The organism is Celeribacter baekdonensis B30, from assembly GCF_000299875.1.
GTDB lineage: Bacteria > Pseudomonadota > Alphaproteobacteria > Rhodobacterales > Rhodobacteraceae > Celeribacter > Celeribacter baekdonensis_A.
Window position 1 is genome coordinate 136,719 of the sequence record NZ_AMRK01000008.1, and the last position, 12,925, is coordinate 149,643.

The 12,925-nt window shown below is 58.0% G+C and carries 15 protein-coding genes and 1 riboswitch; of the genes, 6 read left to right on the top strand and 9 right to left on the bottom strand.

Annotation, left to right across the window (positions count from 1 at the left end):
• Nucleotides 1-112: 112 nt before the first annotated feature.
• Nucleotides 113-1,405, top strand: coding sequence for a guanine deaminase (guaD, locus tag B30_RS14440; protein WP_009572855.1), 1,293 nt, complete (start codon nucleotides 113-115; stop codon nucleotides 1,403-1,405).
• 33 nt (nucleotides 1,406-1,438) lie between these two features.
• Here the strand turns inward: guaD and B30_RS14445 are convergent, their stop codons facing one another.
• From B30_RS14445 to B30_RS14465, 5 genes are all read right to left on the bottom strand, one after another.
• Nucleotides 1,439-1,939, bottom strand: a complete 501-nt coding sequence (locus tag B30_RS14445; RefSeq protein WP_193217708.1) for a CAP domain-containing protein — start codon at nucleotides 1,937-1,939, stop codon at nucleotides 1,439-1,441.
• Nucleotides 1,940-2,069: 130 nt separating this feature from the next.
• On the bottom strand, nucleotides 2,070-2,576 hold the full coding sequence (locus B30_RS21485; RefSeq protein ID WP_009572857.1) for a CAP domain-containing protein: 507 nt from the start codon (nucleotides 2,574-2,576) through the stop codon (nucleotides 2,070-2,072).
• 31 nt (nucleotides 2,577-2,607) lie between these two features.
• Complete coding sequence (locus B30_RS14455; protein ID WP_009572858.1) at nucleotides 2,608-3,951, bottom strand: 8-oxoguanine deaminase; 1,344 nt, start codon at nucleotides 3,949-3,951, stop codon at nucleotides 2,608-2,610.
• A 20-nt stretch (nucleotides 3,952-3,971) separates the two neighbouring features.
• The gene (locus tag B30_RS14460) at nucleotides 3,972-4,799 is read right to left on the bottom strand and encodes an inositol monophosphatase family protein (RefSeq protein ID WP_009572859.1); all 828 of its coding nucleotides are present in this window, start codon (nucleotides 4,797-4,799) and stop codon (nucleotides 3,972-3,974) included.
• 260 nt (nucleotides 4,800-5,059) lie between these two features.
• On the bottom strand, nucleotides 5,060-5,443 hold the full coding sequence (locus B30_RS14465) for a helix-turn-helix domain-containing protein (protein ID WP_009572860.1): 384 nt from the start codon (nucleotides 5,441-5,443) through the stop codon (nucleotides 5,060-5,062).
• A 364-nt stretch (nucleotides 5,444-5,807) separates the two neighbouring features.
• Here B30_RS14465 and B30_RS14470 point away from each other — a divergent pair, with 364 nt between their 5' ends.
• On the top strand, nucleotides 5,808-6,779 hold the full coding sequence (locus tag B30_RS14470; protein ID WP_009572861.1) for an NADPH:quinone oxidoreductase family protein: 972 nt from the start codon (nucleotides 5,808-5,810) through the stop codon (nucleotides 6,777-6,779).
• A gap of 14 nt (nucleotides 6,780-6,793) precedes the next feature.
• On the opposite strand, the gene B30_RS14475 is transcribed toward B30_RS14470, so the two are convergent.
• Nucleotides 6,794-7,672 carry a LysR family transcriptional regulator gene (locus B30_RS14475; RefSeq protein ID WP_009572862.1) on the bottom strand — a complete coding sequence of 293 codons (879 nt, stop codon included), beginning with the start codon at nucleotides 7,670-7,672 and terminating at the stop codon, nucleotides 6,794-6,796.
• A gap of 122 nt (nucleotides 7,673-7,794) precedes the next feature.
• Between B30_RS14475 and B30_RS14480 the strand changes: the two genes are divergently transcribed.
• On the top strand, nucleotides 7,795-8,019 hold the full coding sequence (locus B30_RS14480; protein WP_009572863.1) for a DUF1127 domain-containing protein: 225 nt from the start codon (nucleotides 7,795-7,797) through the stop codon (nucleotides 8,017-8,019).
• Nucleotides 8,020-8,278: 259 nt separating this feature from the next.
• A complete protein-coding gene (locus B30_RS14485; RefSeq protein WP_009572864.1) occupies nucleotides 8,279-9,049 on the top strand; it encodes a Bax inhibitor-1/YccA family protein in 771 nt (256 codons plus the stop codon).
• 73 nt (nucleotides 9,050-9,122) lie between these two features.
• On the opposite strand, the gene B30_RS14490 is transcribed toward B30_RS14485, so the two are convergent.
• Both B30_RS14490 and rpmG read right to left on the bottom strand, forming a co-directional pair.
• The gene (locus tag B30_RS14490; RefSeq protein ID WP_081583729.1) at nucleotides 9,123-9,710 is read right to left on the bottom strand and encodes a GNAT family N-acetyltransferase; all 588 of its coding nucleotides are present in this window, start codon (nucleotides 9,708-9,710) and stop codon (nucleotides 9,123-9,125) included.
• Nucleotides 9,711-9,889: 179 nt separating this feature from the next.
• Complete coding sequence (gene rpmG, locus B30_RS14495) at nucleotides 9,890-10,057, bottom strand: 50S ribosomal protein L33 (protein ID WP_009572866.1); 168 nt, start codon at nucleotides 10,055-10,057, stop codon at nucleotides 9,890-9,892.
• Between the two features lie 230 nt (nucleotides 10,058-10,287).
• Nucleotides 10,288-10,452: riboswitch (FMN riboswitch) on the top strand.
• Nucleotides 10,453-10,529: 77 nt separating this feature from the next.
• Between rpmG and B30_RS14500 the strand changes: the two genes are divergently transcribed.
• Nucleotides 10,530-11,438 (top strand): DMT family transporter, encoded by a 909-nt coding sequence (locus B30_RS14500; RefSeq protein ID WP_009572867.1) that lies wholly within the window; start codon nucleotides 10,530-10,532, stop codon nucleotides 11,436-11,438.
• 235 nt (nucleotides 11,439-11,673) lie between these two features.
• Nucleotides 11,674-12,045, top strand: a complete 372-nt coding sequence (locus B30_RS14505) for a hypothetical protein (protein WP_009572868.1) — start codon at nucleotides 11,674-11,676, stop codon at nucleotides 12,043-12,045.
• A gap of 110 nt (nucleotides 12,046-12,155) precedes the next feature.
• Here B30_RS14505 and B30_RS14510 read toward each other — a convergent pair whose 3' ends face one another.
• Nucleotides 12,156-12,866 (bottom strand): DUF533 domain-containing protein, encoded by a 711-nt coding sequence (locus B30_RS14510; RefSeq protein WP_009572869.1) that lies wholly within the window; start codon nucleotides 12,864-12,866, stop codon nucleotides 12,156-12,158.
• Nucleotides 12,867-12,925 lie beyond the last annotated feature (59 nt).

The following is a 12,925-nucleotide window of genomic DNA, read 5'->3' on the forward strand; positions in this document are numbered from 1 at the left end:
GGACTTTAAGGCAGCTTGCCCAAGAGAAACAGAGGCAAGATTGATTTACCTCCCTGATCTGCGTGCTTAATCTGTTTCCAACGTTACACGCCTTTTACCAAAGCAGGTTCCCATGGAAACACTCATCGCCGGTCAGGTTGTCCAATTTTTAGGCGACCCGTTTGTGATCCCCCCGACCGAAGCCGTTCAGGTTCAATCAGACGGCGCGATTTTGGTCCGGGACGGCAAAGTGGTCTCCATCGGCGGGCGCGATCACATGCGCGCCAAACACCCCGACGCGGTGTTTCATGACCATGGTCCGGGTTTGATCACACCCGGCTTCATCGACGCCCATGCCCATTATCCGCAAACCGCGATGATCGCGAGTTGGGGCAAGCGGCTGATTGATTGGCTGAACAGCTACACCTTTCCCGAAGAGATGAAATTCGCGGATCGGGCCTATGCCGATGACATTGCCGGACGCTATCTCGATTTGCTTTTGGCCAATGGCACCACCACGGTGACCTCGTTTTGCACCATACATCCCGGCTCTGTTGAGGCGCTGTTTGAGGCGGCCGAGGCGCGCGGAATGCGGATTGTGGCGGGCAAAACCTGTATGGACCGCGACACCGCCCCCGAAGGCCTGCGCGACACTGCCCAATCCGCCTATGACGACAGCAAGGCCTTGTTGGAGCGCTGGCATGAACGGGGCCGCGCCACCTATGCGATCACGCCACGGTTTTCGCCAACCTCGACACCAGAACAGTTGGAGGCCCTTGGCGCGCTGTGGGCAGAGCACCCGTCCTGTTTGATGCAAACGCATTTGTCCGAGCAATTGGACGAAATCGAATGGGTCAAAGGGCTATATCCCACTGCGCGCGATTATCTGGACACCTATGAACAGTTCGGATTGGTCCGTGAAGGGGCGCTTTTTGGTCATGCGATCCATCTGGAACCGCGCGAGATCGATCACCTGAGAGCCAATGATTGTTCGCTGATCCACTGCCCGACCTCGAACACTTTTATCGGTTCGGGCCTGTTTGACATGGGTGCGCGCAAGGCGGAGGGGCACCGCGTGGGTCTTGCCACCGACACCGGCGGCGGATCGTCGTTCTCATTACTGCGCACCATGGCCGCCGCTTATGAGATCGGCCAGTTGACCCATACCGCATTGCACCCGGCCCAGCTTTTGTGGTTGGCCACCTATGGCTCTGCCCATGCATTGCATATGCAAGATCGGATTGGCTCGATTGCGCCGGGGATGGAAGCGGATTTCACCGTGCTCGATCTGGCCTCCACCCCCGCGATTGCCCAGCGCGCGATCCGGGCCGAAACGATTTGGGAAGAGGTGTTTCCGACCATCATGATGGGCGACGACCGCGCGGTCATCGCCACCTATGTGATGGGCCACAGGGTCGCGGTTTGACGCCGTGGTTGAGGTCGCGGTTTGCTTTGGGCCTCAGCGGCAGCCCTTGGCAAACACTGCGACGAACAAATTGTTTGGCCCGATGCCAATGCCGATGTCTTTGACTTGGGTGTTCAAAACAATGCGGCGATGGCCGTCGGACGTCATCCATGCGGCCATGGCCTGTTCGACGGTTTTCCAACTGTAGGAAAGGGTTTCTCCGGCCAGACAGCTTTGATACCCGGCCCGCAACACGCGCTCGCGCGGCCCAAGCCCCTCAGGCGACGTGTGGCCGAAATAGTTGCGCCGGATCAGATCGTCCGCATGGGCTTGGGCAGCATGGGTCAACGCTGTGTTCACCTTCAGCTTGGTCAACCCACGCGCTCGTCTTTGGGCATTGATCGCTGCAATCAGCGCGCGGGCGGTCTCCTTTGGTTGTTCCACCGCAATCGTCACCGTCGCTTTTGGCATCGGGCGCACATCCGCCGCATGGGCCGGACCGCCCAACCCGCCAACAGCAATCGCAAACACGATCAAACCGCGAATAAGGCTCATCATCGCTCTTCCCTTAGAAACCGTCGCCTTTTTCCATGGGAAAAGTGACGGTTTAAGGGCGGATTTTCGGCGCATACTCAACATTCATGTGCAATTTGATTAGGGTTTGAACGGTATCATGCAACGGCGGTCAACATCCTCTCGCAAACACGGCAACGATGGTCATGTTGTCGCTGACACCGACGCTCTGCGCCTGTTTGAGCAGGATGTTTTTTCGATGCCCGGGGGAGGCCATCCACCCCATGACCGCCTGTTGGATCGTCGGGTACTGCGCCGAGAGGTTTTCGGCCACGAGGCAATGGCGATACCCCACCGCCGTCACACGATCGCCCACAGTGGGCCCGTTTTTGCCCGTGTGGGAAAAGTAGTTTTGCGCCACAAGATCATCGGCATGTCGCTGTGCGGCCACCGCCAGCTTGGCATTGAGGGTCAGGGCCGCGCGCCCGTGTCTGGTGCGTTCGGCGTTGATCAGGCTGACCACCTCAGCCCCGGTCACGACACGCCCGCGCAGGGTGTTTGACGTGGCGTTTTCGCTCTGAACGGGGGTGATTTGATCGAATCCCGCACCGGTTTCTGGGCCGCAGGCCGTTAACATCAAGGCCGCCGCGATGGCACAGGCGGTTGTCCGTTGCTTCATGGTCTCGCTCCCTCGTCTCTCACAGGTGTCGTCACCCGTCCATCAACCCCTTCAAAAGCCGCGCCTGTGATGCAAGCGTCGTCTCCATGTTGATCGTGGTGACCCAACTGTCCGACACCACATGCCGCCCTTCCACAAACAGATGTTTCACCACCATCGGCCCGGCCAACAACAGCGCCGCCGGGTCCCAACTGCCCGCAGCTTCGACGTCAGACATATCCCAGATCGCAATATCGGCACGCATCCCGGGCACGATTTGGCCAATGTCATCGCGGCCCAAAACCCTGGCCCCGCCACGTGTGGCAATTTCCAAGGCCTCACGCGGGCTCATCTTATCGGCGCCATAGGTGACACGTTGCAACAACATCGCCATGCGTGCTTCAGCCACCAGATTGCCGATGTCATTGGACGCCGAGCCATCAACACCAAGTCCCACATTCACCCCCGCATCGCGCATGGCGCGCACCGGGGCCACGCCAGACCCAAGTCGACAATTGGAGCAGGGGCAATGCGCCACGCCAGTGCCGGTTTTGGCGAAAAGTTCGATCTCGCTCACATCCAGTTTGACGCAATGGGCGTGCCACACATCGGGGCCAGTCCAGCCGAGATCTTCGGCATATTGGCCGGGGCGACAGCCGAATTTTTCCAGAGAATAGGCAATGTCTTCGTCATTTTCGGCCAGATGCGTGTGCATCATCACGCCCTTGTCCCGCGCCAAAATCGCCGCATCGCGCATCAAGTCGCGCGACACCGAAAAAGGCGAACAAGGAGCCACGCCAACCCGGATCATCGCACCGGGATTTGGATCGTGAAAGGCGTCAATGACGCGGATGCAATCGTCGAGAATATCCTCTTCGCGCTCGACCAAACTGTCGGGCGGCAATCCCCCGGCACTTTCGCCAATCGACATGCCCCCGCGCGTGGCGTGAAGCCGCAGGCCGATGGCCTTTGCGGCGTCAATCGTATCGTCGAGCCGCGCACCGTTGGGATAGAGATAGAGGTGGTCGGAGGTGGTGGAACAGCCCGAAAGTGCCAATTCCGCCAGACCGACCATGGCCGAAACCCGCATATGGTCAGGTCCGAACCTAGCCCAGATCGGATAGAGCGTTTTGAGCCAGCCAAACAACAGCGCGTCCTGCGCAGCGGGCACGGCGCGGGTCAGGGTTTGGTAAAGGTGATGGTGGGTGTTGATCAGCCCCGGCGTGACCAGACAGCCCCGGCCATCGACGATTTGGGCATCATCGTCATAAAGCCCCTGCCCAACCGCTTCGATCACACCATCGCGGACCAAAATATCACCGCCTTTGATCTCCTGTCGTCCGTCATCCATGGTGAGAATGACATCGGCATTACGGATCAGAAAACAGCGGTGCATTTTGGAGCCTCAAAGATGGGTCAATAGGTCGACAGTACCGCCAAAGCCGCGTCATGCAACTCTTTGCTGGCCGCGGCCAAAACCCGCCCGCCCTCAAGCACCGGCCCACCCTGCCAATCGGTGACAATGCCACCTGCGGCTTCGATCACCGCCAATGGCGCAAGAATGTCATAGGATTGCAACCCGGCCTCGACCACCAGATCAATCTGACCCGCGGCCAAAAGCGCATAGGCGTAGCAATCCATGCCGTAGCGGGTGAGTTTGCAGCGCCCGGCAAGATCGTGAAACGCGCGGCCTTCCACCTCGGAGCCGACTTCCGGGAAAGTCGAGAAAATCACGGCATCGTCAAGCGTCACCCCGGTGCGCACGCCCAAAGCCCGTGTGCCATGCGGACCGGTCATTTCAGACAGGCCAAACCCGCCCAAAAACCGTTCCCCGATATAGGGTTGATCAATGATGCCAAACAGCGCCTGATCGGCATCGCGCAACGCGATCAACACGCCCCATGTCGGGGTGCCGGAAATAAACCCGCGCGTGCCATCAATCGGGTCCAAAACCCAGGTCAACCCGGATGTGCCCGCTTTGGGGCCAAATTCTTCGCCCATAATCCCGTCTTGCGGACGACGGTCCTCGATCAGTGCACGCATCGCCTGTTCCGAGCCACGGTCAGCCACGGTCACCGGATCAAAGCCCGCGTCTTTTTTGGAGGTGGTGTCCAGAGCCGTACCGCGAAAATACTGAAGCGTCACCTCTCGTGCCACCCCGGCTGCGGCATGGGCCGTGGCGATGATCTCTGTGCGATCTGTCTCGCTCAGACCCTGTTCCGATTTGGCTGTGACATCGCTCATCATCTTCTCCTTGGCATGGCCATTGGTATGGACATTTGCAGCGGCTTTGATCTTGGCGGTAGCCGCTTGGCCCTGTCAGGTCAAGCGACGGCGAGGCCAAAATACGGCGCACAAAGAAAGACCCGCGCAGATGCCAAAGGATGAGGCGTAAAAGAAACGGCCCCAATTGCCATTCAGGCAAGGGGGCCGATCATTTGGGGGGCTGAGAGGAAGGCCACACACACCGCTTCGTGTGCGCCTGGCTTTGCGCAGATCAAAGCTTAGGCAACGTCGGACAGGACCCGCGCCAGTTCAAACAAACGGCGACGTTGGTTTTCTGGGATCGCATAATAAGAGCGTACCAGTTCAAGCGCCTCTTTGTCGGCCAGAATATCGGCGGGAACAGCGTCTTGTGCGGCGACGGCGTCTTTCATATCGCGCACATGTGCCTCCATGCCATCAAAGAAAAACGCGACCGGAACCCCAAGAGATTCCGCGATATCCCACAAACGGGATGCGGAGACACGGTTCATGCCAGTTTCGTATTTTTGAATTTGCTGGAATTTGATCCCAACTTTTTCTGCAAGCTGTTGCTGCGTCATACCAACCATCCAACGACGATGGCGAATCCGCTTGCCCACGTGGACGTCCACGGGATGTTTCATACTAACCGCTCCTTGTTCGTGCTGCGCGCAATAACCTATGCGTGTATAGCACGTTTCTTAGGCTTGAGCCTTTCGCTCAACCTGTCTTTTTGGATAGGATTGAAAACATACAGACTAAGTCATTGATTATAAAGGATATACAACTAAGTACCTTGGTAAAATATCGCTAAATCAGATAATTGTCAGCAAGACACTTACTAAACCTGCGCGTGTTTTTTGATCACTTGTTGCATTTTGCAAATCGCGCCTCCCGCCTCACAGACCTCATCCCGCACTGTATCCGCCCTGTAAAAAGGGGCAAATGCGACTCGTACAGGCGCTGAATCGCATAGACAGGCCACGCCGGGCAGGCCAAAATCGCGCCATGACACAGACAACCAAAGCATACCGCGTTACCGCGTTTGATCGACCGCCCGAACTCAAGGAGATGCCGCTGGAGCCGCTTGACGCGGATCAAGTGCGGGTCAAAATCCACGCAAGCGCCCTCAATTTTGCCGACACATTGATGTGCACAGGCACCTACCAGGACACGCCGACACCGCCCTTTACCCTCGGGTTAGAGTTGGCCGGTGAGGTGGTGGCGCTTGGCAAGGACGTCACAGCGCTCAAAATCGGTCAGCGCGTGGCGGTGTTTTCCGGTCAGGGTGGTCTGGCGACCTATGGCAATTTCGCCGCCTCACGCTGTGTGCCGATCCCTGACGGCCTCGGCTATGACGCCGCCGCCGCCCTGCAAATTGCCTATGGCACGTCGCATATGGCACTCAGCTATAAGGCGCGGCTGATGCCCGGCGAGCGGTTGGTCGTCACCGGGGCGGCGGGGGGCGTGGGTTTAACCGCGGTGGAAATTGGCAAACGGATGGGCGCGGAGGTGATCGCCATCGCGCGCGGGGCCGATAAATTGGCCGTCGCACAAAAGGCCGGGGCGGATTACCTGATCGACGCAGAGGCGGACGACATCCGCGACCAGATCAAGGCGCTTGGCGGTGCCGATGTGGTCTATGACGCGGTCAGCGGGGACTTGTATGAGGCCTGCTTTCGCGCCACCAACCCGGATGGGCGCATTTTGTTGATCGGGTTTGCCGGCGGCGGACTGCCCCAGATCAAACCCAATCATATGCTGGTGAAAAACATCACGGTGATTGGCTTTTACTGGGGCGCCTATTTGGGCTTTAAAGCCGAGCCGTTTTTGGCCTCGCTGAGTCAGTTGTTCGACTGGGCGGCGCGCGGCGAGATCACGCCGCATATTTCAAACCGCGTGCCGCTCTCACAGGTGGACGACGCGATGGATATGATCCGATCCCGTCAGGCCACGGGCAAGGTGATTGTCACGCCCTGAGGCGCAAAACCCATTCACTGTGCCGCGAGCCGCGCCCCGGTGCGGTAGCTATAGGCGTTGCGGATCAAATCGCGCAGGGTGGTCTCCGCCTCGCCCTTCATCAGATCAGAGGCGTAGAGGTTGATCTTTTTATGGGCCAATTCCGGCAGTGCCCCGCCATGATGAATCGGCTCCGTCTGCGGCGGGGTCGAGCCTTCTAAAATCGCGTGCACCGCAAGATCGGCCGACACGGAGGCCTCGATCGTGCGGGTTTGATCGCTTTCAATGCCCATTTCCCACGGAATGCCCGCCCGATCCAGCGCTTCCTGGACGCCTTTGCGGAACACGCATTTATGCTCAAACGCCAGACGCAGCGGCCGTTGCCGCCAAGCGCTGCCACCAATCGCCCCGATCCAGACCAAAGGCAGTTCGGCAATGGTTTCGCCGCCCGCATCCAACCCGTCTTCGGTGGTCATGATCAAATCCGCCTCGCCGCGTGCAAACATCTCTTTCAGTTTGAGCGTGTAGGAGGAGACAAGATTGACCCGCATCCGCGGAAAATTGGCGTGAAACTGTTGCAAAACCTGCGGGATTGACGGGTAAACGATGTCATGCGGCACGCCGAGAACGATCTCGCCCTCATATTCCTGCGCGGTGAGACGACCATAGACCTCATCATTGAGTTCCAACATCCGGCGGGCATAGGACAAAAGCTGTTCACCCGAAGCGGTCAGCGCGATGGTGCGGGCCGAACGATCCAACAAATGGGAATCGAGGCTTTCCTCCAACCGCTTGAGCTGCATCGACACTGCCGATTGCGTCAGATTGAGATAGCCTGCCGCACGGGTCACGCCACCACAATCGGCAACGGCGACAAAGGAGCGCAGGGCGGTGATGTCGAGATTACGGGCCATATCAATTCCTGTGATCTATTTCGCAACAAGCATTCATTTTATTTGTTGATCATGATCGGCGATACAGATCAAGGAAAATGATTCCACAGCCACCATAGTTCACCATTTAGAAAGGATTGACGATGTTCGCGAAAGCTCAAACTCTGGCCCCGACCTGCACCACGGGCGCACGCCGCGCACCGTCCTTTTTCTCTCGCCTGCGCGCTGCCATGGCCCTCTCAAAACAACGCCGCAGCTTGGCACAATTGGATGATGCTTTGCTCGACGACATTGGCCTGACCCGTTTTGAGGCCCTGCGCGAGGCAGAGCGTCCGCTTTGGGATGCGCCACGCCATTGGATGCGCTGAACAGCCGTTCGATCATGCGACAAACAGGCCAGACTCCGGGCCAGCGCCCCTGCCCCACCCCCATTTGAACCGCGACATCTAAAAGTGTCGCGGTTTTTTTGATTTTTTTCGCCTCACGACACATATTAATAGGGGCCAAAAAGAAACACGCGGTTTGTGATCCGCATGTGCTTGAAATCTCCTCCCAAACTGCCAATATCAGAGAGGAAATCCCGAATTTTTCGGGGCGTAGTGATTTTGACGCACAGGAGTACAGTCCATGGCTGACTACAGAACGGTCCACGCAGGCGCAGGTGCCCGCTCTGCTGAGGTGGACGCGGGTCTTCGCACCCATATGAACAAAGTTTACGGCACCATGTCGGTGGGCCTTTTGGTCACCGCTTTGGCCGCTTGGGCGCTGTCCAACCTCGCGGTGAGCGCCACCCCGACCGAATATATGGTGAAAGATGGCGAATATCTCACCAGCCTTGGCTATGCGCTTTACGCAACGCCCTTGAAATGGGTGGTGATGTTTGCGCCGCTGGCGATGGTGTTTGGCTTTGGTGCCGTGGTGTCACGCTTGTCTGCCGCCGCGACCCAAACCTATTTCTACGCCTATGCCGCGTTGATGGGCCTGTCGCTCAGCTCGATCTTTCTGGTCTTCACCGGCGCCTCTATCGCGCAGACGTTCCTTGTGACCTCCGCAGCCTTTGCCGGTCTGTCGCTTTGGGGTTACACCACCAAAAAAGACATCTCGGCTTGGGGATCGTTCCTCATCATGGGGGTGATCGGCCTTTTGATCGCCTCTGTTGTGAACATCTTCCTCAAATCTTCCGGGCTTGAGTTCGCGATTTCTGGCATTGGTGTTTTGATCTTTGCGGGCCTGACCGCCTATGACACGCAGAAAATCAAAACCGACTATATCGCCCATGCGCATGCGATGGACGGTGAGTGGTTGGCGAAATCGGCCATCATGGGCGCGCTGAACCTCTACCTCGACTTCATCAACCTGTTCATGTTCCTGCTGCAATTTTTGGGCAACCGCGACTGATCTGCAGACGAATTTGAAATGCCAAGGGCCGGTCACTGTGACCGGCCCTTTTTATGTCTCCCACCACGTAAGCTTACGCGCTCAACTCCCGCGCCATCTGTACCGCTGGCAGGGCCACGCCGGGCCGCAGCATCAGATCGACATCACCAGACATGGCAAAGCCATGCGCCTCATAAAACGGCTGGGCCGTCAGGGTGGAGAGGCAACACATCCGTGTCACGCCCGTGCGCTGTGCATTGGCCAGAACATGATCCAAGACCACACTGCCAACCCCACGCCGGACATAATCGGGATGCACCGCCACGCGCCGCATATGGCCGATCTCGCGCGGGCCCACACCGCCAAAGGGGCTGGCCTGTGTCCATCCCCCCGCCGCGATCAAATCGCCGCCGCCGGTTTCAGCGACAAAGAACGTACCGCTGTTCAAAAGCCGCGGCGAGGTCACCAAGAGGGGCGGCAAAACCTTTGCCAAAATCGCTTCGGAATAGTCGGCTCTGAGCAACTCGCCGTAAGAGGCGCGGAACAAATCGTCAATCTGCATCGTGTCCGCCGGCATCGCCTGGCGCATCACAAAGGGTGGCAGCTCAGGCCGCCGATCCATCACCGCCAAAGCTTCGCTCAGGCTCGTTGGTCTCTCATCTAATGGATCACACTCTAACATCTCTCAGGCCTCTCCTGTGGGCCGCGCTTGGCGGCGAACGGTGATCTCCCGAGGTCTCTCTATGGGGATCTCTGGGGATCAGGGGGTGAGGCAGTCAGGCGGGGGATAGTAAAAAAGAAAACCCGCGTGACCGTCTCTCGGGTCGCGCGGGTTTTGCATTTCGGTGTCTTCGGAAGGGCTTACTTGATTTTGCCTTCTTTGTACTCGACGTGCTTACGCGCGACCGGGTCGTATTTTTTTACGACCATCTTTTCGGTCATGGTGCGGGCATTCTTTTTGGTCACGTAAAAGTGGCCCGTGTCCGCGGTCGAGTTGAGACGGATTTTGATCGTCGTCGGCTTCGCCATTTTGAATACTCCAGTTATCTCATGCAACGGGGGCGTCCGGGCCGACCCGTGGAATCCTTGAAGCCCGCCTTTTAAGCCCTTGCGGCCCCGAGTCAATGGTGTTCGGTCGGGTTTTGCCAAAAAACCACATGTGCCGTCCATTCCTTTTCTCGCACAATGCCCCTGCACGTCTGACACTTGCGCCGATGCCGCGCTGTGCATAGCTTACGCGTCGCGGTCATTGGGACCGCAAAACCTCTCAGGGCGGGGTGAAATTCCCCACCGGCGGTAAGCAACGGCGCGCAGGCGTTGATGTAAGCCCGCGAGCGCCACGGGCACCTTCACAGGCACCCTGGGACAGCAGACCCGGTGTGAATCCGGGGCCGACGGTATAGTCCGGATGAAAGAGAGTTGGATGCGGGATGGGGTTGCCCCCTGCCCCCATGTCCTTCTGTGCCTTGAGTTATGTGCGGTAACAGAAAGGACACGCCACATGACTCGTTCCCCCTCCGGCCTTTGGGCCACGCTCGGCCCCGCGCGCGCCGGTGCGCTTTTGATGATCGCCGCCGGCGCTTTGTTCGCCGTGATCAACGCCCTCACCCAATATGTCACGATGATGCAGGGCGTGCCCTCCGCGCGACTGGCGTTTTGGCAATATTTCATCGCCTTCCTGTTTTCCGCCCCATGGGTGATCCGTCACGGGCTGCGCGCCATGGCCACCAACAGCCTGTGGTCACATTTGATGCGGGTGGCGGCGGCCACCATCGGGGTTCAGCTTTGGATCGCAGGGCTGGCGCATGTGCCGATCTGGCAGGCCATCGCCTTGATCATGCTCTCACCGTTTTTTGTCACCTTGGGCGCGGGGCTGATCTTGCGCGAAGAGACCACATTGGCGCGCTGGTTTGCCGTCACGCTTGGGTTTCTGGGCGGGATGATCATCCTCGCGCCCTGGTCCGAACGATTTTCGATCTACGCGCTCTACCCGGTGGGCGCTGCGGCGTTTTGGGCGCTGACCTCATTGTTGACCAAACGCATGACCCGGACCGAGACGCCCGAAAGCCTCACCGTCTACCTGCTGCTCTTGCTGACACCGGTGAATTTCGGCCTCGCTTTGGGCGACGGCATCGCGCTTGATCTTGGCCTATCGGGCGGGATCGTGTTGTTGGCGGGGGTTTTGACCGCCCTGGCGCAATATGCGATTGCCAAGGCCTATTCCATCGCCGACGCTGCCTATCTCCAGCCGTTCGATCACCTCAAATTGCCGCTCAATGTGGCATTGGGCGTGGCCGCCTTTGGCTTTGTGCCGCCGGGGTCGATGTGGATCGGGTCACTGATGATCCTGTCGGCGTCGTTTTATTTGCTGCGGCAAGAAAGCCGGACTGCGCAGATGGCGGCGGCCTGAGAGCGCCGACACCGCGCCGCGCATATTGGGCTCAACATCATTCAAGCCGGACCGTCATTGCGGTCCGGGTAGAGGTCTGAAGTGTGGGCGAAGTTGCCGTTGGCGCCGACTGATGCACCGGCCGCCGCTGTTCAGGGCAGACGGTTTTGTTTAGTTGTCGTATGCATGGGGAAGGGTTGCGAAAGCCACTTGCGAGTGCCAAAATCTAGGTGGCGTGATCGAGAAGAGATAACAAATGAGAAAATTGGTCTTACTAACGGTACTGGTAGCTGGAGTGGCATATTCGGCTCATCTTTTTTTCAAATTCGATTTTAGCAAAATGCCAGATGTACCTGACGACGGATTTGTACTTCTTGTCGGGGGTGTAAAAGGCATTATGACCAATGTAGATGACGTCCGTCCCGAACGAAAATACCGTTCTGCGAAACCATCTGACCTTCCAGAATGGTATGAAGACGTTTGGTCCCATTGCTACCCGCCAACAGAAGCAGAGCCAATGAGGGATTATGAGTGGGGAACGGGTGCTCGTCTGGAAGCGATTTGCCAGATTGAAGTCGACAACGAGCAGACATTGGTAGGATACATAATTTCTGTTCCAAACCTCTAAAAGATATTCACTTGCATTGGCGAAATTCGGTAAAATGGGTTCTTTTCTGCCATTCACTGCACCCCCAAAAGGGCGACCCGAAAGCCGCCCTTTCGCCTCAAAGGCTTAGCTTACAAAACCGGTTTTCCCATCGATTGATGGATTTCCGCCTGTTTCGCCGGGTCCATCATCAAGGATTGCGCCAGACCCATCAAAAACGTCTTTTCCGCCTCGGTATCGACAGAGATGGCCATCAGGGCCGCGGCATAGACCTGAGCGCTCGCAGAGGTGCCCGCATCCTTGGCCAGCGCCATCGGATCGACAGGCGCGTCCAATTCGGCCTGCACAAAGGCGATTTCTTCGTCTGAGGCATCTTTGAGTTGATCCAGAATTTTGGTGCGCTCTTCGGCGTCAATTTCGCCATCCGCCTTGGCCGCCATGATCATCGCCCGGATCATCAGCTTGGCGTTTTCTTCAGAAGCCGCGCCGACCGGCGTGCCCTGTGTCACCGAGGCAAACATATCGGTCATCGAAGCCGCGCCCGAGGCCGCCGCCCCGCTCATCGCCGAGAACAATGATCCAAGCCCGGCTTCGGTCGCCTCCGACATATCGGCGGCTTGGTTGCCAAATTTGCCCATCATGTCACGCACCGCAGCAGAGCCACCCGGAAAGCCGAATTTCTCAGCCATCTGACCCATTTGATCGGCCACACTGCCGGGATTGCCGGATTGACGCATGGCTTCGCGCACACCGTCCATCCCGCCCATCTTTTTCACTTTCTCCACGCCTTTTGCCGCGGCAAAGCCGATCGCCAAAGTTGTCAAAGTCCGTACAAAACTCATTGGGACACTCCCTTATAGATTTCTCTCAAACCCATACTGCGCGCAAAAATCCTTTGTGC

Excerpts from the sequence above, each read along its gene's own strand:
- B30_RS14480 (WP_009572863.1), top strand. The coding sequence starts at position 7,795 with ATGTTCGCGAAAGCTCAAACTCTGGCCCCGACCTGCACCACGGGCGCA.
- B30_RS14500 (WP_009572867.1), top strand. The coding sequence starts at position 10,530 with ATGACTCGTTCCCCCTCCGGCCTTTGGGCCACGCTCGGCCCCGCGCGC.
- B30_RS14455 (WP_009572858.1), bottom strand. The coding sequence starts at position 3,951 with ATGCACCGCTGTTTTCTGATCCGTAATGCCGATGTCATTCTCACCATG.
- B30_RS14470 (WP_009572861.1), top strand. The coding sequence starts at position 5,808 with ATGACACAGACAACCAAAGCATACCGCGTTACCGCGTTTGATCGACCG.
- B30_RS14460 (WP_009572859.1), bottom strand. The coding sequence starts at position 4,799 with ATGAGCGATGTCACAGCCAAATCGGAACAGGGTCTGAGCGAGACAGAT.
- B30_RS14490 (WP_081583729.1), bottom strand. The coding sequence starts at position 9,710 with ATGTTAGAGTGTGATCCATTAGATGAGAGACCAACGAGCCTGAGCGAA.
- B30_RS14485 (WP_009572864.1), top strand. The coding sequence starts at position 8,279 with ATGGCTGACTACAGAACGGTCCACGCAGGCGCAGGTGCCCGCTCTGCT.
- B30_RS14505 (WP_009572868.1), top strand. The coding sequence starts at position 11,674 with ATGAGAAAATTGGTCTTACTAACGGTACTGGTAGCTGGAGTGGCATAT.
- rpmG (WP_009572866.1), bottom strand. The coding sequence starts at position 10,057 with ATGGCGAAGCCGACGACGATCAAAATCCGTCTCAACTCGACCGCGGAC.
- B30_RS14445 (WP_193217708.1), bottom strand. The coding sequence starts at position 1,939 with ATGAGCCTTATTCGCGGTTTGATCGTGTTTGCGATTGCTGTTGGCGGG.
- B30_RS21485 (WP_009572857.1), bottom strand. The coding sequence starts at position 2,576 with ATGAAGCAACGGACAACCGCCTGTGCCATCGCGGCGGCCTTGATGTTA.
- B30_RS14465 (WP_009572860.1), bottom strand. The coding sequence starts at position 5,443 with ATGAAACATCCCGTGGACGTCCACGTGGGCAAGCGGATTCGCCATCGT.
- B30_RS14475 (WP_009572862.1), bottom strand. The coding sequence starts at position 7,672 with ATGGCCCGTAATCTCGACATCACCGCCCTGCGCTCCTTTGTCGCCGTT.
- B30_RS14510 (WP_009572869.1), bottom strand. The coding sequence starts at position 12,866 with ATGAGTTTTGTACGGACTTTGACAACTTTGGCGATCGGCTTTGCCGCG.
- guaD (WP_009572855.1), top strand. The coding sequence starts at position 113 with ATGGAAACACTCATCGCCGGTCAGGTTGTCCAATTTTTAGGCGACCCG.